Consider the following 24,240-nt stretch of genomic DNA (forward strand, 5'->3'; position numbering starts at 1 on the left):
CGCAATTAGTAAGAACGCACTTTCGGCGGGAATGCCGGGCGCAGCTTCGGTTGCATGTTCACTTCACGACGCGTCATGCTTTCCGATTGCGGCAGATACAGCGAATGGCACAGCCAGTTGGCGTCATCGCGTTCCGGGTAGTCGAAGCGGCTGTGTGCGCCACGGCTCTCGGTACGGAAGTTGGCCGACACGGCGGTGGAATACGCGGTCTCCATCAGGTTATCCAACTCCAGGCACTCGATGCGCTGGGTGTTGAACTCGCTGGAGGTATCGTCCAGGCGTGCGTTCTTCAGACGTTCACGGATCACTTTCAGTTCTTCCAGGCCCTTGGCCATCGCATCGCCTTCGCGGAATACCGAGAAGTTGTGCTGCATGCAAGACTGCAGCGCTTTGCGAATTTCGACCGGGTCTTCGCCGGAACGGGTGTTGTTCCAACGGTTCAGACGATCCAGCGAGGCTTCCACGTCGGAGTCGCTGGCGTCACGGCTCACGCCCTGCTCTTCCAGCGATTCCTGCAGGTGCATGCCGGCGGAACGGCCGAACACCACCAGGTCGAGCAGCGAGTTGCCGCCCAAGCGGTTGGCGCCGTGCACCGATACGCAGGCGATTTCGCCCACCGCGAACAGCCCCGGGATCACCACGTCTTCGCCTTTCTCGTTCACGGTCAGCGCCTGGCCGGTCACCTTGGTCGGAATGCCGCCCATCATATAGTGACAGGTCGGGATAACCGGGATCGGCTCTTTCACCGGATCGACGTGCGCGAAGGTGCGGGACAGTTCCAGAATGCCCGGCAGACGGGATTCCAGCACCTCTTTGCCCAGGTGATCCAGCTTCAGCTTGGCGTGCGGGCCCCAAGGACCGTCGCAGCCGCGGCCTTCGCGGATTTCGATCATGATCGAACGGGCAACCACGTCGCGGCCCGCCAGATCTTTGGCGTTCGGCGCATAACGCTCCATGAAGCGCTCGCCGTGTTTGTTCAGCAGGTAACCGCCTTCGCCGCGGCAGCCTTCGGTCACCAGCACGCCCGCGCCGGCGATGCCGGTCGGGTGGAACTGCCACATTTCCATGTCCTGCACCGGCACGCCGGCGCGCAGCGCCATGCCGACACCGTCGCCGGTGTTGATGTGGGCGTTGGTGGTGGACTGGTAAATACGGCCTGCGCCGCCGGTCGCCAGCACGGTGGCCTTGGCTTTGAAGTAAACCACTTCACCGGTTTCGATGCAGATAGCCGTGGTGCCAACCACCGCGCCGTCCTGGTTTTTCACCAGATCGAGCGCATACCACTCGGAGAAGATGGTGGTGTGGTTTTTCAGGTTCTGTTGGTACAGGGTGTGCAGCAGCGCGTGGCCGGTACGGTCGGCTGCGGCTGCGGTACGCGCCGCCTGCTCGCCGCCGAAGTTCAGCGACTGGCCGCCGAACGGGCGCTGATAGATGCGGCCGTCGTCCAGACGAGAGAACGGCAGGCCCATGTGTTCCAGTTCCAGAATCGCTTCCGGGCCGGTTTTACACATATATTCGATGGCGTCCTGGTCACCGATATAGTCGGAACCTTTCACCGTGTCGTACATATGCCATTCCCAGTTGTCCTCGTGGCTGTTGCCCAGCGCGACGGTGATGCCGCCCTGTGCGGACACGGTATGGGAACGGGTCGGGAAAACTTTGGACAGCAGGGCACAGGTCGAGCCCGCTTGGGAAATTTGCAGCGCGGCACGCATGCCCGCACCGCCGGCGCCGATTACGACGGCATCAAACTCTCTGACTGGCAGTTTCATTTAAGCACCCCACACTACGATTGTTCCGTACAGTAAATAGACCAGCAACGCGACCACGACAGCCAGCTGCAACACCAGGCGAACCGCCAGCGGCTTGACGTAGTCCGTCAGCACCTGCCACAGCCCGATCCAGGCATGCACCAGAATCGACAGCAAGGTCAGCAGAGTGAACACTTTCGTAATGGAAGTGGCGAAGAAACCGCGCCAGATGTCATAAGTGAGTTCCGGAGCCGTGACGAAGAAGCCCAGGATATACAGGACGTACAGGGTGATGATGATAGCGGAAGCGCGCAGCAGCAGCCAATCGTGCACGCCGTTGCGCCCTAATGCAGAAACGTTGTTTACCATACGAGGACTCCAGCCAGAACTGACAGCACGACGGTCAGGCCGATCGCCACCTGGGCGGAACGGGTACCGGCGGCCAAACTCTCTTCGATGTAGCCAAAATCCATTAACAAGTGACGGATGCCACCGCAAATGTGATAGGCCAGCGCCGTGAGGATGCCCCAGAATATGAATTTGACGATGAAGCTATTCATGATGGCGGCCGCCTGCAGGAACCCCTCTTGGGAAGAGAGTGACAGGCCCAGCAGCCAGAGGAGGATACCCACGGCAACGAAGGTAATTACGCCAGAGACTCGGTGTAAGATAGACGCTATCGCAGTTACGGGGAACCGGATCGTTTGCAGATCCAAGTTGACAGGTCGTTGTTTTTTCACGTATTTGCCCACACAGCTCTTATTATTTTCCTTCCTCCGGGCCTGGGCGGGGATCAGACAGCGTTAAGAGCCTAAAACCCTTACACGTCACGCGCTCAAACATCAACATCCTCTGTGCTCAAACGGCGCGCATTTATAACGCTGGGTGCTCCTACTTCAGGGTAATCCGGAGACCTGGCGGCAGTATAGGAGGATCACATTCTGATTACAATTCTCATACAACCGCTTTGATAACATTTCCCCCGAACAGTGATTCAGATCACGGATTTCACAATTAGTGCAAAATTAATTATCTGATTTGACAAGAGATCAACATTTCCATTACATATAGGGGCACAAACGGTCCTATGATGCGCTATGGGTCAGCAGATACACTTCCCCCCGGGTTCGAGTTGTGCAACAGTGTATTTGACGAACCTATCCCAATAGCCGTTGTTTCCCGCTCGATTTTGCCGGCGTCAAAAAGCAAATAAAGCAAATAAAAACAGATTATTGGGATAGGTTCACATCTCTTCGAACAGCTCATAGGTAAGATTAACAGACTATAACGAATTACTATGAATCGTTAACAACTGGTCACCCGTCTCGTTCGCCTGGTCAGCACTCTGTACCCTACCCGCGCATAGTTGCGCAGTCGCTCACAGAGTTAGCGTCCGCACCATTTTTTTGCGGGCAACCTGCAGAGATTTAAGGTATTTCAGTTGTTAGTGGTTTTTAAAATAAGGCGCTAAGGAGACAGTAAATGACTGATAAGAAAGCGACGCTAACCATTAACGACAGCGAAGCTCCGATCGAACTGGGCGTATTGACACCGACACTGGGCCCTGATGTCCTCGATGTCCGCGCTCTGGGTTCCAAAGGTTATTTCACATTTGATCCCGGCTTTACCTCCACCGCTTCTTGCGAATCCAAGATTACCTTCATCGACGGCGACAAAGGCGTGCTGCTGCACCGCGGCTTCCCTATCGAGCAGCTGGCGAAAGAATCTTCCTACCTGGAAGTGTGCTACATCCTGCTGTACGGCGAGACCCCAACGCCGGAAGAGTTCGAGACCTTCAAGACCACCGTCACCCGCCACACCATGATCCACGACCAGATCACCCATCTGTTCCGTGGCTTCCGTCGTGACTCGCACCCGATGGCGGTGCTGTGCGGCGTGACCGGCGCGCTGGCGGCGTTCTACCACGATGCGCTGGACGTCAACAACGAGCGTCACCGTGAAATCACCGCGTTCCGCCTGCTGTCCAAAATGCCGACCGTGGCGGCGATGTGCTACAAATACTCCCTGGGCCAGCCGTTCGTTTACCCGCGCAACGATCTGTCCTATGCCGGCAACTTCCTGCACATGATGTTCGCCACCCCGTGCGAAGAGTACGTGGTGAACCCGGTGCTGGAACGCGCCATGGATCGCATCCTGATCCTGCACGCCGACCATGAGCAGAACGCCTCTACCTCTACCGTGCGCACCGCCGGCTCTTCCGGCGCCAACCCGTTCGCCTGCATCGCGGCCGGCATCGCCTCCCTGTGGGGGCCGGCACACGGCGGCGCCAACGAAGCGGCGCTGAAAATGCTGGAAGAGATCAAGACCGTCGAGCACATTCCGGAATTCATCAAGCGCGCCAAGGACAAGAACGACTCCTTCCGCCTGATGGGCTTCGGCCACCGCGTGTACAAGAACTACGATCCGCGCGCTACCGTGATGCGCGAAACCTGTCACGAAGTGCTGAAAGAGCTGAACAAGAAGGACGACAACCTGCTGCAGGTCGCGATGGAGCTGGAACACATCGCGCTGAACGACCCGTACTTCATCGAGAAGAAACTGTACCCGAACGTCGACTTCTACTCCGGCATCATCCTGAAGGCGATGGGCATTCCTTCTTCCATGTTCACCGTGATCTTCGCCATCGCGCGCACCATCGGCTGGATCGCCCACTGGAACGAAATGCACGACGAAGGCATCAAAATTGCCCGTCCGCGTCAGCTGTACACCGGCTATGCCGAACGCGATTTCAAATCCCAGCTGAAAAACAAGTAAGCCGCTTTCCCGGCTGAAACCGCACCGCGCCGCCCCTTCGGGCGGCGTTTTTTTTGGTTATTTCTGGCAGCCCGGGCACCAATAAAACGGCCGCGACGACAGTTCGGTACGCACGATCATCCCACCGCAGCGTTCGCAAGGCTCGCCGCTGCGATGAAACACCTTGAAGCGAAACAGCGCGCCGTGATGCCGGTTGTCATCCGCCTGCCCGCGCGTCTGGTAGGAAAGGCGCGGCACCGCCAGCAATGCGTCCGCCAGGCGGCGCAGCGCCTCCGGCGGCAGATCCTGCGGTTTGTGCTGCGGCGCCAGTTCGGCCTGCCACAGGATTTCGGCGCGCAGATAGTTACCCAATCCGGCAAGAAACGCCTGGTCGAGCAGCATGCCGCCCAGCTGCCTGCGGCGAAAACGCGGCGTCAGCAACCGCTCCGCCACATCTTCCACCGTCAACGACATGTCCAACACGTCGGGGCCGATGCGTTGCAAAAACGGGTGCTGCTCTATCTCCTCGCGCGGCCCGACGGTAATGTCGGAAGCGCTGTAGAGCAATATCGCGCTGCGGGCGGTTTCCAGCCGCACCCGCAGATCGCGCCGGGTCTCCGGTGTCTCCCCGGCCGCCGCCACTTTCCACACGCCGTACAGCTGGTTGTGGCTGTACATCGTCAGCCCGTTGGAGAAATGGGTCAGCAGCGCCTTGCCGCGCGGCTCGATGGCGACGATGCGCTCGCCGAGCAGACGCTGGCGGTAGTGTTTCAGCTGGGGAAAAGCGAAATCGACGGCGGTCAGCGGCTGATCGATCACCGCCGCCGCCAGTTTGTCCGCCGCCCGGCGAATCTCCGGTCCTTCCGGCATAGACCACTCCTTACGTAGACCCGGCGCAGCGCGCTACGCCGGGGATTTTCTTGATTAATGCGTCGCGCCGCCCACCACTTTCAGATCGTGCTCCACCTGCAAAGCGATGGAAACGGCCAGCTCCAATGCAAACAGCACCGTCGAGGCCGCCATGCTCGGCGCGCCGGGGTGCGCCGCCGCCTGTTCCGGCAGGTACGGGATATGGATAAAGCCGCCCTTCACCTCGCGCTGGCCGCTCAAACGGTGCAGCAAGCCATACATGACATGGTTGCACACGTAGGTGCCGGCGGTCTGCGAAACGGCGGCCGGAATGCCGGCCTCACGCATCGAACTGACCATCGCCTTGATCGGCAAGGTGCTGAAATAGGCCGCCGGGCCGCCGGCGACGATCGGCTCGTCCACCGGCTGTTGCCCCTGATTGTCGGGGATACGCGCATCGTCGACGTTGATCGCCACCCGTTCAATCGTGATGTCGGTGCGGCCGCCGGCCTGGCCGATAGCCAGCACCATCACCGGCTGCACCTCGTCGATCGCCGCATTGAGCGCCTCCAGCGCCGCGCCGAACACGCACGGCAGCTGGCGCGCCACGATGCGCGTGCCGACCAGCTCCATATCATTGAGCTGCTTCACCACTTCCCAGGAGGGGTTGAGGCGCTCGCCGCCAAACGGCTCAAAGCCGGTAATCAATACTTTTTGCATCCTTACTCCTACAGGAACATCAGGAAATACAGCAGGAACACGTTAACCAACAGCAGCAGCACGCCGGTCGGCACCTGCGCCTTGATCACCGCATTCTTGTCCGGCAGCTCCAGCAGCGCCGCCGGCACGATGTTGAAGTTCGCCGCCATCGGCGTCATCAGGGTGCCGCAATAGCCGGAGAACATGCCGATCGCCGCCATCACCGCCGGGTTGCCGCCGTGCTGCAACACCAGGATCGGAATGCCGATGCCGGCGGTAACGATCGGGAAGGCGGCGAAGGCGTTGCCCATCACCATGGTCAGCACAGCCATACCGATAGCGTAGACCGCCACGGCGATAAAGCGGTTATCGACCGCCAGATACTCTTGGGTCAAATGCGAGATCGCGGTGCCGACGCCGGCGACGGTAAACAGCAGCCCCAGCGTGGCGAGGATCTGCGGCAGAATGAACGCCCAGCCGATCGAATCCAGCAGGCGCCGCGCTTCCTGTATCGGCTGCAGGGCCTTCTCATGGGTCATTTTCACCGCGATCGCCAGACCGATCAGGCAGCCGACGGTCATCGAGAACAGGGTGATCAGCGTCGCATGGTTGCCGCTGCCGAATACCGCGCTTTGCAACGCCGGCACGTTGTTGAACAACAACACGCCGATCACCGTCACCACCGGGATTGCCAGAGCGGGAATAAACAGCTTGTTGCCCAGGCGCTTGGCGCTGGCCTCGCGCTCCTGCGGCGCCCGCTGGTGATAGCTGCCGAGGCGCACACCGCCAAAGCCGGCGATCAAGGCCATCACCACCACCACCACGCCAACGATGATATGCAGCATGCGTTTTTCGTTGCTGCCCTCGCCCAGCACGTCGCCCAGCAGGCGGTAAGTCCAGTCGCCGACCAGGAACACCAGGCCGTACAGCCCCCAAAACAGCCCGGTGGTGATGCGGCGCGGGTTGGCGCGATCGCGGAAGGACATCACCGCCACAATCAGCAGCACCGCGCCGGCCAGCCAGTAGAGATATTGTTGCTGGAAATTCATCGTGCCTCCCCCTTCGCCTGCAGCGCCGCCTGATTCAGCTGCGCCAGCTCGGCGCTCAGCTGTTTATCCATCCGATACAGCCGGAACGCGTGGATCAGGAAAGCGAAAATCGCGGTCGGAATGCCCCACAGCGCGATATGCAGCGGCTCGGTCTGAATGCCGCCAGACTCCAGCATAAAGTTGTGCATGAAGATGATCGCGCCGAAGGCGACGAAGATATCTTCGCCGAAGAACAGCCCGACGTTGTCGGTCGCGGCCGACATGGCTCGCAAACGGTGGCGCGTGCGCTCCGGCAGCTCGCCGTAGCGGTTTTCCGTTGCCCCTTCCGCCATCGGCGCCAGCAGCGGCCGCACCATCTGCGGATGCCCGCCCAGGCTGGTCAGCCCCATCGCCGCGGTAATCTCGCGCACGAACAGGTAGACGATCAGCAGACGGCCGGCGGTGGCGCTTTTGATCCTGGCGATCCACGCCTGCGCCCGCTCTTTCAGCCCGTGGCGCTCCAGCAGGCCGATCACCGCCAGCGGCAGCAGCAGGATCAGCGGCAGGTTGCGGGTATTGAGAAAGCCCTCGCCGAGCTTTTCCAGAATGACGTCCAGCGGCATCAGCGCCGCCAGACCGGTGATGATACCGGCGGCGATCACCACCAGCACCGGGTTGAAACGCAATACAAACCCGACCACGATGGCGGCGATGCCAATCAGTGGCCAGAGATTCACGGCCTGTTCCATAGTCTTCCCTCGATATTTTCTAATAGTTTTTTGCTTGTGATGTTGTGTCTTGCTTTATTGCTTTACTGCTCCGCGCTGACGCGGATGCCCTGCTGAACAAAACTGTCCCGCAGCTTGCGCGCATACGCCAGCGCATGCTCGCCGTCCCCGTGCAGGCAGACGGTTTCCGCCTGAACGGCGGTCCAGACGCCATCCACGCTGCGCACCCGGTGATGGCGCACCATCTCCAGCGTTTGCGCCAGCGCCTGTTCGTCATCCTCAATCAGCGCCCCCGGCAAACCGCGCGGCACCAGCGTGCCGTCGGCCTGATAGCCGCGATCGGCGAACACCTCCTGTCGGGTAGTCAGACCGAGTTGTTCCCCGGCACTGATCAGCTCGCTGCCGGCCAGCCCCACCAGCCGCAGCGCCGGATCGACCGCCTGCACCGCCCGGGCGATCGCTTCCGCCAGCGCCGGCTCAACCGCCGCCTGGTTGTACAGCATGCCGTGCGGCTTAACGTGCACCATCACCCCGCCCTCGGCGCGGGCGATCGCCGCCAGCGCCCCGAGCTGATACACCACCTGCGCGTACACCGTTTCCGGCGGCAGCTGCATGCGGGTGCGGCCGAAGTTCTCCCGATCGGGAAAACTCGGGTGGGCGCCGATCGCCACGCCGTACTGCAATGCCCAGCGCACCGACTGACGCATGGTCTGCGCATCGCCGGCGTGGAAGCCGCAGGCGATGTTGGCCGAGCTCACCAGTTGCAACAGCGCCTGGTCGTTGGCGCAGCCTTCGCCGAGATCGGCGTTCAAATCAACGATCATGTAACCCCCAGGCAATCTGTCGAAGGAAGAGATCCTGCTCGGCTTTGGCGCGCTGCGCCTCGGCCAGTGAGCAGAGAACGAAGTGGATCGGTTCGCCGAGACGGATCTGCGCCAAGTGGTAGAGATCGGCCTCAATCACACAGGCGATACGCGGGTAACCGCCGGTGGTTTGCGCATCGGCCATCAGCACGATCGGCTGGCCGTTGTGCGGCACCTGCACCACGCCGGGCAGCAGGCCGTGCGACAGCATCTCTCTATCGGTGGTGCGCGCCAGCGGCGTACCGCCGTGCAGGCGGTAGCCCATGCGGTTGCTCTGCGGGCTGAGCTGCCAGGCGGTGCGCCAGAACGTGTCCTGCGCCTCTTCGCTGAACTCAGCGTACTCCGGCCCCGGCAGCGCGCGAATGCGGTTGGTGAACAGCAGTTGCTTCACGCCGCAGCGGTGTTGCGGCAGCACGGTGGATTTGCCCAGCGGCAACCGATCGCCGTCCTTCAGATTACGGCCTTCGTGGCCGCCAAAGGCGGCTTTCATGTCGGTGCTGCACGAGCCCAGCATTTCCGGCACGGCGATGCCGCCCGAGATCGCCAGGTAGCTGCGCATGCCGCGTTTCGGCGTGCCCAGCGCCAGCCGCTGCCCCTTTTTCACCGGGTAGCGCCAGCCGGTCCACAGCGGCTTGCCGTCCAGCTGCGCGTCGCAGCCGGCACCGGTCAAGGCGATCCAGCCAGGGCGGGTAAACTCGGCGCTGAACTGGCCGAGGGTGATCTCCAGCCCGGCGGCCTCCGGCGCATTGCCCACCAGCAGGTTGGCGATCTTCAGCGCCGGTTGATCCAGCGCCCCGCCGGTGCTGATGCCCAGGCGGCGGAATCCCTCGCGGCCCAAATCCTGCACCGTGGTATAGATGCCGGCACGCAGAATAATCAGCATACGCCCTCCTTCTGCGGCACGAAGCGCACGTTATCGCCCGGGCGCAGCAGCGTCGGCGGCATTTCATGCGGATTGAACAGCGCCAGCGGCGTGCGGCCGATCAGCTGCCAGCCGCCGGGCGTCACCAGCGGATAGATACCGGTCTGGCCGCCGCCGATGCCGACGGAGCCGGCCGCCACCGCCAGACGCGGTTCCGCACGGCGCGGCGTCGCCAGTTGTTCCGGCATGCCGCCCAAATAGGAGAAGCCCGGCTGAAAGCCGAGGAAATAGACCACGTAGGCCGCCGCCGCGTGGCATTCCACCACCTGCCGCGGCGTCATGCCGGTATGGCGCGCCACTTCATCCAGATCGGGGCCTTGCTCCCCGCCGTAGACCACCGGAATATCCACCTGGCGCGATTCCGGCGTCAGGCTCTCTTTGCTTTCCCAACCTTGCTGCAGCAGCGCGAGCATCGCTTCGGCGTCGGCCTGCGGCGTATGCAGCAACAGCGTCAGGTTGTTCATCCCCGGCACCACTTCCCGCACGTCGGGGTGGTGATTCAGCTTTTCCGCCAGCGCCCAGATGCGCTGCTGGCTCGATAAGGTCACCGGCGGCGACAGTTCAAGCACTACCGCTCTTTCACCCAACAGGTAATAACGTGCTTGTTGCACCCTTATTCTCCTTATTATTATCGCGATGAAAAACACACCAGTTATGCGTGACGCGGCCCCGGCTGTCAATAGAACGCAACCATAGGGAAAATAAGGAAATAGCGCGATAGAAGGATTCAGCCGGCGCACAGGCCGGGCTGGATCCGGGGAAGAAAAAAATCAGGCGGGATTCGGGATGTCGATAAAGGTCACATCAAAGCCGTGGTGCTGCGCCAGCCAGTCGCCCAGCGCCTTCACACCGCCGCGCTCGGTGGCGTGGTGGCCGGCGGCGAAGAAATGCACGCCCATTTCGCGCGCGCTGTGAATGGTCTGCTCAGACACTTCACCGCTGATGAACGCATCGACGCCGAAGCGCGCCGCGCTGTCGATAAAGCCCTGGCCGCCGCCGGTGCACCAGGCCACCCGGCGAATGTGCTCAGGCGCGTTATCGCCGCAGTGCAGCACCGCGCGCCCCAACCGGCTTTCGATACGCTGCTGCAGCGCTTCGCCGGTCAGCGGCTGTTCAAATTCGCCGTGCGGCACCAGCGGCTCGACGTCGCCAATCACCCGAATGCCCAGCGCCTGCGCCAGCTGCGCGTTGTTGCCCAGCACCGGATGCGCGTCCAGCGGCAGGTGGTAGCCGTACAGGTTGATATCATGGGTCAGCAGCGTTTTCAGGCGGTTGCGCTTCATGCCGCGCACCGCCGGCGCCTCGTTTTTCCAGAAATAGCCGTGGTGCACGATAATCGCGTCGGCCTGATGCGCCACCGCGGCGTCCAGCAGCGCCTGACAGGCGGTGACGCCGGTCACGATGCGCTGCACGTGCGGGCGGCCTTCCACCTGCAATCCGTTGGGGGCGTAGTCCTGAAACGCCGCGGCGTTCAGTTCCGTGTTGATCAGTTGTTCCAGATCGAGGTTACGCATTCTCTTCTCTCTTCATAGTCAAAATGTCTGCCGGTCGCCCTGCGCCATCAGGATGAATTTCACCCCCAGATCGTTGCCCTGCGCCAGCTGTTGCGCAATGGCGGCGCGCGCATCTTCGCCCTGCTTCAGGCTGGGCTTGATATGGCTGATCACCACCGGCAAACCGTTCAGCGAGCCTTTGCCGCCGCTGTACTGCGTCAGGTTCTTCAGCTCCTTCAGCAGCCAGGCCGGCGTCAAATGGCCGTACAGATGTTTATCCTCCACCCCGTTAGGGTAAGAGGTTTCGATAATCATGCCCTTGAGCTTCTTCTGCTCGACAAGCGGCCCCAGCGCGCGCCAGACGGTATCGAGATCGCGCGACTGCTCCACCTTATCCGGCCCGGTATCGCCGAAGTAGGCGAAGAACTCGCTGCCGTTGGAAATCAGCAGCATCGACGACGGATAGCGATCGTGGCTGAGCGGGTACATCACGCCGGTCAATCCGGTCAGGCCGAGGGTAAACCGCTGCTGCGGCCGCACCGTTTGCAGCCGATAGGTGCCCAGCCGCGAGCCGTTGCCGGCGTCGGTAAAGTTCGGCCACGCCTTCCAGTTGAAGTAGTGATTACGCAGGGTCAGTACGGTGTCCGCCTGGGCGTAAACGGTTTTTTTATTGTCCTCGGGTGAGCCGAGGATCAGCCCCGCCACGTGGTCCAGGTGGCCGTGGCTGATAAAGTAGCTGCCGATCAACTGCCGGAACACATAGCCCTGCGGCGTGTAAGGCGCGGCCAGCTCGGGCGTCACCTGCGGGAAGCTGCCCTTCTCCAGCCCTTTGGCGATGCCCGGCAGCAGCGAACCGGCGTCCAGCGCCACATACCGCGGCTGATTGTCGCTGCGGATCAGGTAGGAGGTCAGATTGCCGTCGCTGACGCCGCCGTCGACGCCGAGCGCCACCACGTCAAAGCCGGCGATCGCCAGCGCCGAATAGCCGCTCAGGCACAGGGCCAGCACCTTTTTCATCATTGCGTCGCTCCTTGCAGTTGCCTCAAGACTCTCCCCGTTTTGCCGCCTCGAACGCCGCCAGCGTCTCCAGCCGGGCTTGCTTATGATCGACGATCGGCAGCGGGTAGTTCAGCGTGCATCGCTGCTTTTCCGACCAGCGATGGGGATGATGGATGTCATTGTCGGGCACATCCGCCAGTTCCGGCAACCATTTACGGATAAAAGTGCCTTGTGGATCAAAACGTTCACCCTGAGTCGTCGGGTTGAAGATGCGGAAATACGGCGCGGCGTCGGTGCCGGTGGATGCCGCCCACTGCCAGCCGCCGTTGTTGGCCGCCAGATCCCCATCCAGCAGTTGCGACATGAAATAGCGCTCCCCGGCACGCCAGTCGATCAACAGATCCTTCACCAGAAAACTGGCGCTGATCATGCGCAGCCGGTTGTGCATCCAGCCGGTGGCATTCAGCTGGCGCATGGCGGCATCGACGATCGGGTAGCCTGTTTCGCCCCGCTGCCAGGCGTGCAGCTTCGCCGCGTCATCGCACCAGCGCACCTTGTCCGTCCAGGCAATAAACGGCCGATGGCGGCACAGATCGGGATAGGCCACCAGCAGATGGCGATAGAACTCACGCCAAATCAGCTCGTTGAGCCAGGCGAAGGCACCGCTTTCGCGATCTTCCAGCAGTTGCGGGCATTCGGCGCGCAGGCGGTTGAAGCACTGGCGCGGCGACAGCACGCCGATCGCCAGATAGGGCGACAGGCTACTGGTGCCGGCGAGGGCCGGCAGATCGCGCTGCCGGAGGTAATCCTGCACCTGCTCGCGGCAAAAGGCGCGCAGCCGCTGCAACGCGGCCTCCTCGCCGGCGGGATAGCCATCCCCAGTCTCCGCCATAGGGTAATCGAACGCCGCCGGCGCTTCAGGCGCAGGCAACGCGCCACCGGCGCGAGTCTTCGGCGCCGGCAGGCAACTCACGTCGGACTCGGTCAGGCGTTGAAGAAAGGCGTTGCGAAACGGCGTATAAACCTTGTACATCTCGCCGCCGCCGGTGAGCACGCTGCCCGGCGGCAACAGCAGGCTGTCATCGAAACCGTGGCACCTCACCCGGCCACTCAACCGCTGTTCCAGCCGCGCATCGCGCCGCCGTTCGTTCAGTTCGTACTGGCGATTGTAAAACAGCGCATCCACCTGCTCTCGCTCGCAATAGTCCGCCAGCCAGTCGATCGACGCGGCAAAGTCCGCACAGGAATGGCAATGCAGCGCAATGCCCTTGTGCGCCAGCGCCTGCTGCACCGCCTGCAGGCTGGCGTGGATCAGCGCCGCCTGCCGCGGCGCCATCTCATGTTGCCGCCACTGCTGCGGTGTGGCGATAAACACCGCCAGCACCCGGGCTTCGGGATCGCTGCAGGCGGCGTGCAGGGCTTTGTTGTCGGTGATACGCAGATCGTTACGCAACCAGACCAGATGCGTGGTCATAAAACTCCTTGTCAATCAATGGCCGTAACGCAAACGCAGCGCCTCCGGATAAGGTTCGAAATAGCGTTGTTCCGCCAGATAGCGATCGGGGTATTCCGCCATGTAATGCTTGAGCAGCGCGATCGGCGCCAACAGCGGCTGCATGCCCTGCCGGTAGCGGTCGATCAGGTGCGCCAGCTCCTGGCGCTGCGCCGTACTGAGCTGACGGCGGAAGTAGCCCTGCACGTGCATCAACACGTTGGTGTGGTTGCGCCGCGTTGCTTTGTGCGCCAACAGCGCCATCAGGCGGCTGCGGTATTCCACGGCGAAGGCCTCCAGCGAATCCCAGCGGTGAATATCGGCGACGAAGCGCCCCAATTCGCGATACGCCGGCTGCGAATGCGCCAGCAGCGACAGCTTGTAGCGGCTGTGAAACGCGATCAGCCCGCCGCGGGTCAGCCCCTGGCGCCACAGCATGTTCAACTCGTACAGCGCGTACACCCGCTCGATAAAGTTTTCCCGCAGTGCCGCATCCTGCAATCGTCCGTCTTCTTCCACCGGCAGCCACGGCATCTGGCGCAGCAGTTCCGCGGTAAACAGCCCGACGCCGTTTTTACGTGAGTCCTTGCCGTTTTCGCTGTAGACCCGCACCCGCTCCAGGCCGCAGCTCGGTGACTTGGCGCAGACGATATAGCCGCACAGATGCTGCAAGGCCGCCACGCGCTGCGCGGAGAAGCCGCGCATCTCCTCGGTCAGATCCACGCCGGCGTCGTTGCTGTAGCGCATCGCCGGCCACGGCTGCGCCTGCTTCACCAGGCGCAGCGCCGGGCGTGGTGTAGGCAGGCCGATCGCCATTTCCGGGCAAATGGGCTCAAAGCGCACATAGGGCGCCAACTGTTCCACCGCAAAGGCCAGCCGTTTGTGGCCGCCGTCGAAACGCACCGCGTCGCCCAGTAAACAGGCGCTGATGCCGATAGGGATCTTGTCGCTCATACCGCTCTCCCGTGTTGTTGACCGATGAGGAAAGTGTAGAAGAATGGCTTGCCGAATACGACCTTGCGCTTGATAGTGCCGGCTATAGGCATAAAAAAACCCTCGCCGCAGGGCGAGGGTTTTCGTGAATCGGCAGTGGCTCAGTAGAAATCGCAGGACGCCAGTTCCGCCTGCTGCAGCCAGACCGGCTTATCGCTGGTTTTTGACCAGACGCGGTGCAGGTAGCTGTAAAAACGCCCGCGATCGCTGCGGAACAGCATCACCGGCAGGGCCAAAATGCCCGCGATAACCACTGCGCTGCGGCGCAGGAGAATCCGATGCAGTGAATAAGCGTGATAGGTCGTAGACATGCGAACCTCCTTAAAAACGCCTGCCGTTGATTTGTCAGGGAAAACGGCGTCGGCGTATCAAATGAACAATCGGTAATTTGGTAACTGGACAAAATTTTAGCGCACTTGATGAAAGTTTACTACTCATCCGACCACTAAATCGCACAAAAAATCGCTAACCGCCGCCGCGATCCGTAATTTTGTTACAGCAAGGTTAATTTTTAACTTACCATGAGTTACATTGTGGTTATTATCTGGTTCATTATTTCCCGCTTACGCCTGTTCTCCCTCCCCCATCAGGGACAATCTCGCCACCGGCCTGATGATTGAAATGCTAAATTTTCGCTGAAATTTCAGCCATTTTTATACTTTTTTTACACCCGCCCGCGCGATTTTTTCATCTTCTTTCTACCCCTCTCCCTACACTGCCTCTATCAAAAACAACACCTCTGGAGGTGTCCCGTGAGTTTCAGCGTTATTGGTGGTGCGCTGTTGGTTCTGCTGCTGTTGGCCTATCTGGTCTACGCCCTGTTTAACGCGGAGGATTTCTGATGGCGGCTTCAGCCTTTTTACTGATCGCCAGCTTCCTGCTGGTGCTTCTGCTGCTGGCCAGGCCGCTGGGCGGCTTTATGGCGCGCCTGATCGAAGGTGAACCGCTGCCTGCGCTACGCGGGGTGGAAGCCGGCGTCTGGCGCGCCTGCGGCATCCGCGTCACCGAGATGAACTGGTGGCAGTACGCGCTGGCAATACTGGCGTTCAACCTGCTCGGCCTGGCGCTGCTGTTCGCCCTGCTGATGACGCAAGGTTCGCTGCCGCTCAACCCGCAAGGCTTCCCGGGCCTCTCCTGGGATCTGGCGCTCAACACCGCCGTCAGCTTCGTCACCAACACCAACTGGCAGGCCTACAGCGGCGAAAGCGCCCTCAGCTATTTGAGCCAGATGGCCGGGCTGGCGGTGCAGAACTTCGTCTCCGCCTCTACCGGCATCGCCGTGGCCTTTGCGCTGATCCGCGCCTTTACCCGCCGCGCCGGCAAGACCGTCGGCAACGCCTGGGCCGATCTGTTCCGCATCACGCTGTATGTGCTGCTGCCGATCGCGCTGCTGATCGCCCTGTTCTTCGTCAGCCAGGGCACGCTGCAAAACTTCCTGCCTTACCTGCACGTCACCACGCTCGAAGGCGCGCAGCAGACGCTGCCGATGGGGCCGGTGGCCTCGCAGGAAGCGATCAAGATGCTCGGCACCAACGGCGGCGGCTTCTTCGGCGCCAACTCGGCGCACCCGTTCGAGAACCCAACCGTGCTGACCAACTTCGTGCAGATGCTGGCCATCTTCCTGATCCCCTGCGCGCTGTGCTTCTCCTTCGGCCAGTTGGCCGGTGAAAACCGCCAGGGCCATGCGCTGATCTGGGCGATGGCGCTGATCTTCGTGGCGGCGGTGGTGGCGGTGATGGTCGCCGAGCTGGCAGGCAACCCGCACCTGAGCGCGCTGGGCGCCGACAGCAACATCAATATGGAAGGCAAAGAGTCGCGCTTCGGCATTCTCGCCACCAGCCTGTTCTCGGTAGTCACCACCGCCGCGTCCTGCGGGGCGGTCAACGCCATGCACGACTCCTTCACCGCGCTGGGCGGCATGGTGCCGATGTGGCTGATGCAGATCGGCGAAGTGGTGTTCGGCGGCGTCGGCTCCGGCCTGTACGGCATGCTGCTGTTCGTGCTGCTGACGGTGTTTATCGCCGGTCTGATGATCGGCCGCACCCCGGAATATCTGGGCAAGAAGATCGACGTTTACGACATGAAGATGACCGCGCTGGCGATCCTGGTCACGCCGACGCTGGTGTTGCTGGGCAGCGCGCTGGCCATCGGCACCGACGCGGGCCGCGCCGGCATCCTCAACCCGGGCGCCCACGGCTTCAGCGAAGTGCTGTACGCCCTGTCCTCCGCCGCCAACAACAACGGCAGCGCCTTCGCCGGGTTGAGCGTCAATACGCCGTTCTACAACCTGCTGCTGGCCTTCGCCATGTTCGTCGGCCGCTTCGGGGTGATCCTGCCGGTGCTGGCGATCGCCGGCTCGCTGAGCGCCAAGCAACGCCAGCCGGCGGGCAACGGCACCCTGCCGACCTATGGGCCGCTGTTTATCGGCCTGCTGATCGGCACCGTGCTGCTGGTGGGCGCGCTGACCTTCGTGCCGGCGCTGGCGCTGGGCCCGGTGGCCGAGCATTTGCAGCTTTGGTTGGCAAACTAATCGACGTCACAGAGAGAGAATAAGAGATGACTCGCAAACAACGCGCGCTGTTTGAACCGGCTCTGGTGCGCACCGCGCTGATCGATGCGGTGAAAAAACTGGACCCTCGCGTTCAATGGCGCAACCCGGTGATGTTCGTGGTGTATATCGGCAGCATTCTGACCACCGCCATCTGGCTGGCGATCCTCACCGGCCAAACCGACGGCGCCGCCGCCTTCACCGGCAGCGTCGCCCTGTGGCTGTGGTTCACCGTGCTGTTCGCCAACTTCGCCGAGGCGCTGGCCGAAGGGCGCAGCAAGGCCCAGGCGGAAAGCCTGAAGGGCACCAAGAAAACCAGCTGGGCGAAAAAGCTGGCCGGCCCGCGCCGCGACGGCGCCACGGAGAAAGTGGCCGCCGAGAGCCTGCGCAAAGGCGATATCGTGCTGGTGGAAGCCGGCGATACCATCCCGTGCGACGGCGAAGTGCTGGAAGGCGGCGCCTCGGTGGATGAAAGCGCCATCACCGGCGAATCCGCGCCGGTGATCCGCGAGTCCGGCGGCGACTTCTCCTCGGTCACCGGCGGCACCCGCGTGCTGTCCGACTGGCTGGTGGTGCAGTGCAGCGTCAACCCGGGGGAAACCTTCCTCGATCGCATGATCGCCATGGTGGAAGGCGCCAAACGCCGCAAAACGCCGAACGAGATCGCACTGACTATCCTGCTGGTGGCGCTGACCATCGTGTTCGTCCTGGCCACCGCCACCCTGTTCCCGTTCTCGCAATACAGCGTGGAAGCGGCCGGCAGCGGCAGCGTGGTCACCATCACCGTGCTGGTCGCGCTGCTGGTCTGCCTGATCCCCACCACTATCGGCGGCCTGCTGTCCGCCATCGGCGTGGCCGGGATGAGCCGCATGCTCGGCGCCAACGTGATCGCCACCAGCGGCCGCGCGGTGGAAGCCGCCGGCGACGTGGACGTGCTGCTGCTGGATAAAACCGGCACCATCACGCTGGGCAACCGCCAGGCTTCGGAGTTCCTGCCGGCGCCGGGCGTGAAAGAGCAAGAGCTGGCGGACGCCGCGCAGCTGGCCTCGCTGGCGGACGAAACGCCGGAAGGCCGCAGCATCGTGGTGCTGGCCAAACAGCGCTTCAACCTGCGCGAACGCGATCTGCAGGCGCTGAACGCCACCTTCGTGCCCTTCTCCGCCCAGACCCGCATGAGCGGCGTCAACGTGCAGGAGCGCATGATCCGCAAAGGCGCGGTGGACGCCATTCGCCGCCACGTCGAAACCAATCAGGGCCACTTCCCGCGGGCGGTGGACGATCTGGTGGAAAGCGTGGCGCGCACCGGCGGCACGCCGCTGGTGGTGGCGGAAGGCGCCCGGGTGCTGGGCGTGGTGGCGCTGAAGGATATCGTCAAGGGCGGCATCAAGGAACGCTTCAATGAGCTGCGCAAGATGGGCATCAAAACGGTGATGATCACCGGCGATAACCCGCTGACCGCGGCGGCGATCGCCGCCGAAGCCGGGGTGGACGATTTCCTGTCGGAAGCCACGCCGGAAGCCAAGCTGGCGCTGATCCGCCAGTATCAGGGAGAAGGCCGTTTGGTGGCGATGACCGGCGACGGCACCAACGACGCCCCGGCGCTGGCGCAGGCCGATGTGGCGGTGGCGATGAACTCCGGCACCCAGGCCGCCAAAGAGGCGGGCAACATGGTCGATCTGGATTCCAACCCGACCAAGCTGATCGAAGTGGTGCACATCGGCAAACAGATGCTGATGACGCGCGGCTCGCTGACCACCTTCAGCATCGCCAACGACGTGGCCAAGTACTTCGCCATCATTCCGGCGGCGTTCGCGGCCACCTACCCGCAGCTGAACGCGCTGAACGTGATGCACCTGCACTCCCCCGCCTCCGCCATCATGTCGGCGGTGATCTTCAACGCCCTGGTGATCGTGTTCCTGATCCCGCTGGCGCTGAAAGGGGTGAGCTATAAACCGATGAGCGCCGCGGCCCTGCTGCGCCGCAACCTGTGGCTGTACGGGGTCGGCGGTCTGCTGGTGCCGTTCGTCGGCATCAAATTGATCGACCTGATCCTGGTCGCGCTGCACGTCGCCGGTTAACCATTGAGGGAAATGAACATGACTTATTTACGACCTGCGCTGGTGATGCTGATTTTGCTGACGCTGATCACCGGCATCGCCTATCCGCTGCTGACCACCGGGCTGGCGCAGCTGCTGTTTCCGGCCGCGGCCAACGGCTCGCTGCTGTACCAAGGCGACAAGGCGGTCGGCTCCGCGCTGATCGGCCAGAACTTTACGCGCGCTGACTATTTCTGGGGCCGCCCGTCGGCCACCGGCGATTCGGCCTATAATCCACAGGCCTCCGCCGGCAGCAACCTGGCGGCCACCAACCCGGCGCTGGATAAGGCTATCGCCGAACGCGCAGCGCAGCTGCGCCAGGCCAACCCGGCAATGAGCGGCCCGATCCCGGTCGATCTGCTGACCGCCTCCGGCAGCGGGTTGGATCCGCAGATCTCGATCGCCGCCGCGCAATATCAGCTGGCGCGGGTCGCGGCGGCGCGTCATCTGCCGCCGGAACAGGTCGCCAAACTGATCGACGACAATACCGATCGGGCCACGCCCAACTTCATGGGGGAATCGGTGGTCAACGTGCTGAAGCTGAACCTGGCGCTGGATGCGTTGAAGTAACGCGCCGTATTCAGCATAGTGATAGGGTTCGGCATGCCGAACCCCTTTTTGCTTGGTAACACAAGGAATTGTCATGGTCGAAGAAGAGCAGCAGCGCCCCGATCCCGATAGCCTGCTGGCGCTGGCCAATGAAAAGCCGCGCGGCCGGTTGAAGGTATTCTTCGGCGCCTGCGCCGGCGTGGGCAAAACCTACGCCATGCTGCAGGAGGCCCAGCGTTTGCGCGCTCAGGGGCTGGACGTGCTGGTCGGCGTGGTGGAAACCCACGGCCGCAGCGAGACCGCCGCCCTGCTCGACGGCCTGTCGCTGCTGCCGCAAAAACGCATCCAGCATCGCGGCCGGCTGGTGCATGAATTCGATCTCGACGCCGCGCTGGCGCGCCACCCGGCGCTGGTGCTGATGGACGAACTGGCGCACAGCAACGCCCAGGGTTCGCGCCACCCCAAACGCTGGCAGGATGTGGAAGAGCTGCTGGACGCCGGCATCGACGTGCTGACTACCGTCAACGTGCAGCATCTGGAAAGCCTGAACGACGTCGTGGGCGGCGTGACCGGCGTGCGGGTGCGCGAAACGATGCCCGACCACGTGTTTGACGAAGCCGCCGAAGTGGTGCTGGTCGATCTGCCGCCGGACGATCTGCGCCGGCGGCTGCACGAAGGCAAAGTGTATATTCCCGGTCAGGCCGAGCGCGCCATCGAGCACTTCTTTCGCAAAGGCAACCTGATCGCCCTGCGCGAGCTGGCGCTGCGCCGCACCGCCGATCGGGTCGATGATCAGATGCGCGAGTTTCGCGATACCCAGGGGCGCGAGAAAGTGTGGCACACCCGCGACAGCATTCTGCTGTGCGTCGGCCACAACAGCGGCAACGAAAAGCTGGTGCGCATCGCCGCCCGGCTGGCGGCGCGGCTCGGCTGCCACTGGCATGCGGTCTATGTGGAAACCCCCAAGCTGCACCGGCTGCCGGAAAACCAGCGCCGCGCCATTCTGCGCGCGCTGCGGCTGGCGCAGGAACTGGGGGCAGAAACCGCCACCCTGGCCGATCCGTCCGAAGAGCGCGCGGTGCTGCGCTACGCCCGCGAGCATAACCTCGGCAAAATCATCATCGGCCGCCGTAGCGAACAGCGCTGGAAGCTGCGCGGCAGCTTCGCCGATCGCCTCGGCCGGCTGGGCCCGGATCTCGATCTGGTGATCGTGGCGCTGGAGAACGACGCCGCGCAGCCGCCGCCGGGCAAGGAGCACGACGGCCGCAGCTTCAATGAGAAATGGCGCATGCAGCTGCGCGGCTGCGCGGTGGCGGTGGCGCTGTGCGCGCTGATCACCCTGCTCTCGCAGTGGCTGCTGCCGGGCTTCGATCAGGCCAACCTGGTGATGATCTATCTGCTCGGCGTGGCGATCGTCGCGCTGTTCTTCGGCCGCTGGCCGTCGGTGCTGGCGGCGGTGATCAACGTCGCCAGCTTCGATCTGTTCTTCGTCCAGCCCGAATGGTCGTTCGCCGTCAGCGATATGCAGTATCTGCTGACCTTCGGCGTGATGCTCGCCGTCGGCATCATCATCGGCAACCTGACCGCCGGGGTGCGTTATCAGGCCCGGGTGGCGCGCTACCGCGAGCAGCGGGCGCGTCACCTGTACGAAATGTCGCGCGGGCTGAGCCGCGCGCTGACCGTGGCCGACATCGCCAACACCAGCCGTCACTTCCTCTCCAGCAGTTTCCAGGCGAAAACCGTGCTGCTGCTGCCGCAGGAAGACGGCCGCCTGCAACAGATGGTCGGCGAGGAAGGCGGGCTGCTGTCGGTAGATGAAGCCATCGCGCGCTGGAGCTTCGACAAAGGCCTGCCGGCAGGTGCCGGCACCGACACCCTGCCCGGCGTGCCTTACCAGCTGCTGCCGCTCAATACCCCCAAGCAGACCTTCGGCCTGCTGGCGATCGAGCCCAACAACCTGCGCCAGCTGATGGTGCCGGAACAGCAGCGGCTGCTGCAGACCTTCGCGGTGCTGATCGCCAGCGCACTGGAGCGGCTGCACCTGGCGCGCAGCGCCGAAGAAGCCAAGCTGGACGCCGAGCGCGAACAGCTGCGCAACTCGCTGCTGGCGGCGCTGTCGCACGATCTGCGCACGCCGCTGACCGTGCTGTTCGGCCAGGCGGAAATCCTCACGCTGGACCTGGCGGCCGAAGGCTCCAATCACGCCACCCAGGCCAGCCAGATCCGCCAGCAGGTGCTGAGCACCACCCGGCTGGTGAACAACCTGCTGGATATGGCGCGCATCCAGTCCGGCGGTTTCAGCCTGCGCAAAGAGTGGCAGTCGCTGGAAGAGATCGTCGGCGCCTCGCTGCACATGCTGGAGCCGCTGCTCAGCCAGCATCCGATCGTGGTCGAGCTGCCGCCGGAACAGATCCTGGTCAACTGCGACGGCAGCCTGCTGGAACGGGTGTTCACCAACCTGTTGGAAAACGCCAATAAATACGCCGGCGCCGAGGCCACCATCGGCATTCGCGCCCGCACGCTGCCCGAGTGGCTGGAAGTCGAGGTCTGGGATAACGGCCCCGGCATCCCCGCCGATCAGCTGCAGCTGATTTTCGACAAGTTTTCACGCGGCAATAAAGAGTCGGCGATCCCCGGCGTCGGCTTGGGGTTAGCGATTTGCCGTGCCATTATTGAAGTGCATGATGGCCGCATCTGGGCGGAAAACGGCGCCAACGGCGGCGCCAGCTTCCGCTTCGTGCTGCCGCTGGAAAAACCGCCCGAGATCGACGGCGACGCCTTCGATCTGTAATCAACGCAGGGGAAACGTGAGCATAACGCCAACCAACATTCTGATTGTTGAAGATGAAAAAGAGATCCGCCGCTTCGTGCGCACCGCGCTGGAGAGCGAAGGCCTGCGGGTATTTGAAAGTGAAACGCTGCAGCGCGGGCTGATTGAAGCCGGCACGCGCAAACCGGATCTGATCATCCTTGATTTGGGGTTGCCGGATGGCGACGGGCTGAGCTACATCCGCGATCTGCGGCAGTGGAGCGCCATTCCGGTGATCGTGCTGTCGGCGCGCAACGCCGAGGAGGACAAGATCGCCGCGCTGGACGCCGGCGCCGACGACTACCTCAGCAAGCCGTTCGGCATCGGCGAGCTGCTGGCGCGGGTGCGGGTCGCGCTGCGCCGCCACTCCGCCAGCCAGCAGGAAAGCCCGCTGGTGAGTTTTTCAGCGATCACCGTCGATCTGGTGAATCGCCGGGTGCTGCGCAACGACGAAGACCTGCACCTGACGCCGATCGAGTTTCGCCTGCTGGCGGAACTGCTGGCCAACGCCGGCAAGGTGATCACCCAACGTCAGCTGTTGAGCCACGTCTGGGGGCCGAACTACGTGGAGCACAGCCACTACCTGCGCATCTACATGGGCCATCTGCGGCAGAAGCTGGAAGCCGATCCGGCCCGGCCCAAACACCTGCTGACCGAAACCGGCGTCGGCTACCGCTTCATGCCTTAACCCCAGCGGGCGCGGTGTGCCGCGCCTTTACGCCGCCGGGCCTTTCTTCAATCCGACCATAAATTCCTTAAACGCATCGCGCAGCGGAGCGAACACCGGGTGTTTGCGGTTTTCGATCATCACTTCGGAGAACAGCTTCAATCCCACGGCGAAGGCCGCGCTCTGCTCGGGGCCGAAGTTCAGATCGTCACGCGCCCGGATACGCTCGACGATCTCGAGAATATCGTCGTGGTTGGTCACTTCAAAACTCAGCGGCGCTTTCGCGACGGGATTGCCCTGGCGATCGCTCAGGGCTTCAACGGTAATAGTAAAACGGTGGCCGGGCATCAGTTCTTCTCCTGCTGCGTGGGTTGAATATGCATTTCGCTTTCGATCGCCGCCACGGCGGTCAGCAACGCGGCGTTGATGCGCTCCACCTGCTGCGGCGTAAGATCGGCGCGCATCACGTTGCCGCGCAGCAGGCTGCGCAGGCGGTTCATGGCGTCGTAGATGCCTTCCGCCAGGTTGCCGTGCCGATGATGCTCGCGGCCGGCGCCCGCCAGGCGCGCCAGAATGACGTCAACCGCCTGTTGATGCTTTTGCAGCTCGCCCTCGCCCGCCGCGGTGATGCGGTAGCTTTTGCGGCCGTTGCCGGTGGTGAGCGGCTCAAGGAAATCCTGCTCTTCCAGCAGCGTCAGCGTGGGGTAAATCACCCCCGGGCTCGGCACGTACAGGCCGGAAGAGGCTTCCTCAATCGCCTTGATCAGCTCATAGCCGTGGCTGGGCTTGCGCGCCACCAGCGCCAGCAACACCAGGCGCAGATCGCCGTGTTCGAACAGACGATGACGCCCGCCCCGGCCGCCGCGCCCACCCCGGCCGTGCTCTTCGCCGTCGCCGCCGAAATGATGGCGCCCGCCGCGATGACGGCGGCCCTCTTCACATTCATGATGGTGATGGTGATGCCGGTGTAAACCTAATCGATGAAACATAGGGTGATACC

Annotated in this window: 24 protein-coding genes; 7 read left to right on the plus strand and 17 right to left on the minus strand. The window is 62.8% G+C overall.

The features are described 5' to 3' along the window. Positions 1-5: 5 nt before the first annotated feature. Genes sdhA through sdhC form a run of 3 tightly spaced genes read right to left on the minus strand, consistent with a single transcriptional unit; the run spans position 6 to position 2,503 of the window. Positions 6-1,772, minus strand: coding sequence for a succinate dehydrogenase flavoprotein subunit (sdhA, locus tag ACSBQQ_RS12640; protein ID WP_015376974.1), 1,767 nt, complete (start codon positions 1,770-1,772; stop codon positions 6-8). Further along, on the minus strand, positions 1,773-2,120 hold the full coding sequence (sdhD, locus tag ACSBQQ_RS12645) for a succinate dehydrogenase membrane anchor subunit (protein WP_004939891.1): 348 nt from the start codon (positions 2,118-2,120) through the stop codon (positions 1,773-1,775). Further along, on the minus strand, positions 2,114-2,503 hold the full coding sequence (gene sdhC, locus ACSBQQ_RS12650) for a succinate dehydrogenase cytochrome b556 subunit (protein WP_004939893.1): 390 nt from the start codon (positions 2,501-2,503) through the stop codon (positions 2,114-2,116). The genes sdhD and sdhC overlap by 7 nt, the downstream gene beginning before the upstream one ends. 730 nt (positions 2,504-3,233) lie before the next feature. On the opposite strand from sdhC, the gene ACSBQQ_RS12655 reads away from it, so the two are divergent. Then, positions 3,234-4,526: a citrate synthase gene (locus ACSBQQ_RS12655; protein WP_016928730.1), complete on the plus strand. Its 1,293-nt coding sequence runs from the start codon at positions 3,234-3,236 to the stop codon at positions 4,524-4,526. A 57-nt stretch (positions 4,527-4,583) separates the two neighbouring features. On the opposite strand, the gene nei is transcribed toward ACSBQQ_RS12655, so the two are convergent. The 12 genes from nei to ACSBQQ_RS12715 all read right to left on the minus strand — a co-directional run bounded on the left by nei (position 4,584) and on the right by ACSBQQ_RS12715 (position 14,882). Then, positions 4,584-5,375, minus strand: a complete 792-nt coding sequence (nei, locus tag ACSBQQ_RS12660; RefSeq protein WP_039566925.1) for an endonuclease VIII — start codon at positions 5,373-5,375, stop codon at positions 4,584-4,586. Positions 5,376-5,429: 54 nt separating this feature from the next. Then, positions 5,430-6,074: a pyroglutamyl-peptidase I gene (gene pcp / locus ACSBQQ_RS12665; RefSeq protein WP_016928732.1), complete on the minus strand. Its 645-nt coding sequence runs from the start codon at positions 6,072-6,074 to the stop codon at positions 5,430-5,432. A gap of 8 nt (positions 6,075-6,082) precedes the next feature. Further along, positions 6,083-7,102, minus strand: a complete 1,020-nt coding sequence (locus ACSBQQ_RS12670) for a DUF979 domain-containing protein (protein WP_041033902.1) — start codon at positions 7,100-7,102, stop codon at positions 6,083-6,085. After that, positions 7,099-7,830 (minus strand): DUF969 domain-containing protein, encoded by a 732-nt coding sequence (locus ACSBQQ_RS12675; RefSeq protein WP_015376970.1) that lies wholly within the window; start codon positions 7,828-7,830, stop codon positions 7,099-7,101. The genes ACSBQQ_RS12670 and ACSBQQ_RS12675 overlap by 4 nt, the downstream gene beginning before the upstream one ends. A gap of 62 nt (positions 7,831-7,892) precedes the next feature. Next, on the minus strand, positions 7,893-8,633 hold the full coding sequence (gene pxpA / locus ACSBQQ_RS12680) for a 5-oxoprolinase subunit PxpA (protein ID WP_060387388.1): 741 nt from the start codon (positions 8,631-8,633) through the stop codon (positions 7,893-7,895). Further along, entirely contained in the window at positions 8,623-9,555 is a 933-nt protein-coding gene (gene pxpC / locus ACSBQQ_RS12685; protein ID WP_060435815.1) for a 5-oxoprolinase subunit PxpC, read from the minus strand. The genes pxpA and pxpC overlap by 11 nt, the downstream gene beginning before the upstream one ends. After that, entirely contained in the window at positions 9,549-10,205 is a 657-nt protein-coding gene (gene pxpB, locus ACSBQQ_RS12690; RefSeq protein WP_086556842.1) for a 5-oxoprolinase subunit PxpB, read from the minus strand. Before pxpB ends, pxpC begins: the two co-directional genes overlap by 7 nt. A 159-nt stretch (positions 10,206-10,364) precedes the next feature. Further along, a complete protein-coding gene (locus ACSBQQ_RS12695; RefSeq protein WP_025301873.1) occupies positions 10,365-11,108 on the minus strand; it encodes a type 2 GTP cyclohydrolase I in 744 nt (247 codons plus the stop codon). A gap of 18 nt (positions 11,109-11,126) precedes the next feature. After that, complete coding sequence (locus ACSBQQ_RS12700; protein ID WP_033647165.1) at positions 11,127-12,107, minus strand: MBL fold metallo-hydrolase; 981 nt, start codon at positions 12,105-12,107, stop codon at positions 11,127-11,129. 22 nt (positions 12,108-12,129) lie between these two features. Further along, on the minus strand, positions 12,130-13,560 hold the full coding sequence (gene phrB / locus ACSBQQ_RS12705; RefSeq protein ID WP_033647168.1) for a deoxyribodipyrimidine photo-lyase: 1,431 nt from the start codon (positions 13,558-13,560) through the stop codon (positions 12,130-12,132). Between the two features lie 15 nt (positions 13,561-13,575). Further along, on the minus strand, positions 13,576-14,532 hold the full coding sequence (locus tag ACSBQQ_RS12710) for a YbgA family protein (RefSeq protein WP_049213575.1): 957 nt from the start codon (positions 14,530-14,532) through the stop codon (positions 13,576-13,578). A gap of 140 nt (positions 14,533-14,672) precedes the next feature. Continuing rightward, complete coding sequence (locus ACSBQQ_RS12715; RefSeq protein WP_004939916.1) at positions 14,673-14,882, minus strand: YbfA family protein; 210 nt, start codon at positions 14,880-14,882, stop codon at positions 14,673-14,675. A 441-nt stretch (positions 14,883-15,323) separates the two neighbouring features. Here ACSBQQ_RS12715 and ACSBQQ_RS12720 point away from each other — a divergent pair, with 441 nt between their 5' ends. The 6 genes from ACSBQQ_RS12720 (at position 15,324) to kdpE (ending at position 23,261) form a co-directional block, all read left to right on the plus strand. Beyond that, entirely contained in the window at positions 15,324-15,413 is a 90-nt protein-coding gene (locus tag ACSBQQ_RS12720) for a K(+)-transporting ATPase subunit F (protein WP_016928742.1), read from the plus strand. Continuing rightward, on the plus strand, positions 15,413-17,101 hold the full coding sequence (gene kdpA / locus ACSBQQ_RS12725; RefSeq protein ID WP_033655172.1) for a potassium-transporting ATPase subunit KdpA: 1,689 nt from the start codon (positions 15,413-15,415) through the stop codon (positions 17,099-17,101). The genes ACSBQQ_RS12720 and kdpA overlap by 1 nt, the downstream gene beginning before the upstream one ends. 26 nt (positions 17,102-17,127) lie before the next feature. Continuing rightward, the gene (gene kdpB, locus ACSBQQ_RS12730; protein ID WP_033637460.1) at positions 17,128-19,197 is read left to right on the plus strand and encodes a potassium-transporting ATPase subunit KdpB; all 2,070 of its coding nucleotides are present in this window, start codon (positions 17,128-17,130) and stop codon (positions 19,195-19,197) included. 18 nt (positions 19,198-19,215) lie between these two features. Continuing rightward, a complete protein-coding gene (gene kdpC / locus ACSBQQ_RS12735) occupies positions 19,216-19,785 on the plus strand; it encodes a potassium-transporting ATPase subunit KdpC (RefSeq protein ID WP_047571678.1) in 570 nt (189 codons plus the stop codon). A gap of 73 nt (positions 19,786-19,858) precedes the next feature. After that, a complete protein-coding gene (gene kdpD, locus ACSBQQ_RS12740; RefSeq protein WP_060429362.1) occupies positions 19,859-22,555 on the plus strand; it encodes a two-component system sensor histidine kinase KdpD in 2,697 nt (898 codons plus the stop codon). A 16-nt stretch (positions 22,556-22,571) separates the two neighbouring features. Continuing rightward, positions 22,572-23,261, plus strand: coding sequence for a two-component system response regulator KdpE (gene kdpE, locus ACSBQQ_RS12745; RefSeq protein WP_033637458.1), 690 nt, complete (start codon positions 22,572-22,574; stop codon positions 23,259-23,261). 27 nt (positions 23,262-23,288) lie between these two features. Here kdpE and ACSBQQ_RS12750 read toward each other — a convergent pair whose 3' ends face one another. Both ACSBQQ_RS12750 and ACSBQQ_RS12755 read right to left on the minus strand, forming a co-directional pair. After that, positions 23,289-23,588, minus strand: a complete 300-nt coding sequence (locus ACSBQQ_RS12750; RefSeq protein WP_033637457.1) for a DUF3861 domain-containing protein — start codon at positions 23,586-23,588, stop codon at positions 23,289-23,291. Next, positions 23,588-24,229: a PadR family transcriptional regulator gene (locus ACSBQQ_RS12755; RefSeq protein WP_060420297.1), complete on the minus strand. Its 642-nt coding sequence runs from the start codon at positions 24,227-24,229 to the stop codon at positions 23,588-23,590. Before ACSBQQ_RS12755 ends, ACSBQQ_RS12750 begins: the two co-directional genes overlap by 1 nt. Positions 24,230-24,240 lie beyond the last annotated feature (11 nt).

The organism is Serratia sp. G204Y (assembly GCF_051172435.1).
Classification (GTDB): Bacteria; Pseudomonadota; Gammaproteobacteria; order Enterobacterales; family Enterobacteriaceae; genus Serratia; species Serratia sarumanii.

What these genes read in the sequence shown, in the direction of transcription:
- sdhA (WP_015376974.1), bottom strand. Translation starts at nt 1,772, where the DNA reads ATGAAACTGCCAGTCAGAGAGTTTGATGCCGTCGTAATCGGCGCCGGC.
- sdhD (WP_004939891.1), bottom strand. Translation starts at nt 2,120, where the DNA reads ATGGTAAACAACGTTTCTGCATTAGGGCGCAACGGCGTGCACGATTGG.
- ACSBQQ_RS12655 (WP_016928730.1), top strand. Translation starts at nt 3,234, where the DNA reads ATGACTGATAAGAAAGCGACGCTAACCATTAACGACAGCGAAGCTCCG.
- nei (WP_039566925.1), bottom strand. Translation starts at nt 5,375, where the DNA reads ATGCCGGAAGGACCGGAGATTCGCCGGGCGGCGGACAAACTGGCGGCG.
- pcp (WP_016928732.1), bottom strand. Translation starts at nt 6,074, where the DNA reads ATGCAAAAAGTATTGATTACCGGCTTTGAGCCGTTTGGCGGCGAGCGC.
- ACSBQQ_RS12670 (WP_041033902.1), bottom strand. Translation starts at nt 7,102, where the DNA reads ATGAATTTCCAGCAACAATATCTCTACTGGCTGGCCGGCGCGGTGCTG.
- ACSBQQ_RS12675 (WP_015376970.1), bottom strand. Translation starts at nt 7,830, where the DNA reads ATGGAACAGGCCGTGAATCTCTGGCCACTGATTGGCATCGCCGCCATC.
- pxpA (WP_060387388.1), bottom strand. Translation starts at nt 8,633, where the DNA reads ATGATCGTTGATTTGAACGCCGATCTCGGCGAAGGCTGCGCCAACGAC.
- pxpC (WP_060435815.1), bottom strand. Translation starts at nt 9,555, where the DNA reads ATGCTGATTATTCTGCGTGCCGGCATCTATACCACGGTGCAGGATTTG.
- ACSBQQ_RS12695 (WP_025301873.1), bottom strand. Translation starts at nt 11,108, where the DNA reads ATGCGTAACCTCGATCTGGAACAACTGATCAACACGGAACTGAACGCC.
- ACSBQQ_RS12700 (WP_033647165.1), bottom strand. Translation starts at nt 12,107, where the DNA reads ATGATGAAAAAGGTGCTGGCCCTGTGCCTGAGCGGCTATTCGGCGCTG.
- phrB (WP_033647168.1), bottom strand. Translation starts at nt 13,560, where the DNA reads ATGACCACGCATCTGGTCTGGTTGCGTAACGATCTGCGTATCACCGAC.
- ACSBQQ_RS12710 (WP_049213575.1), bottom strand. Translation starts at nt 14,532, where the DNA reads ATGAGCGACAAGATCCCTATCGGCATCAGCGCCTGTTTACTGGGCGAC.
- ACSBQQ_RS12715 (WP_004939916.1), bottom strand. Translation starts at nt 14,882, where the DNA reads ATGTCTACGACCTATCACGCTTATTCACTGCATCGGATTCTCCTGCGC.
- kdpA (WP_033655172.1), top strand. Translation starts at nt 15,413, where the DNA reads ATGGCGGCTTCAGCCTTTTTACTGATCGCCAGCTTCCTGCTGGTGCTT.
- kdpB (WP_033637460.1), top strand. Translation starts at nt 17,128, where the DNA reads ATGACTCGCAAACAACGCGCGCTGTTTGAACCGGCTCTGGTGCGCACC.
- kdpC (WP_047571678.1), top strand. Translation starts at nt 19,216, where the DNA reads ATGACTTATTTACGACCTGCGCTGGTGATGCTGATTTTGCTGACGCTG.
- kdpD (WP_060429362.1), top strand. Translation starts at nt 19,859, where the DNA reads ATGGTCGAAGAAGAGCAGCAGCGCCCCGATCCCGATAGCCTGCTGGCG.
- ACSBQQ_RS12750 (WP_033637457.1), bottom strand. Translation starts at nt 23,588, where the DNA reads ATGCCCGGCCACCGTTTTACTATTACCGTTGAAGCCCTGAGCGATCGC.
- ACSBQQ_RS12755 (WP_060420297.1), bottom strand. Translation starts at nt 24,229, where the DNA reads ATGTTTCATCGATTAGGTTTACACCGGCATCACCATCACCATCATGAA.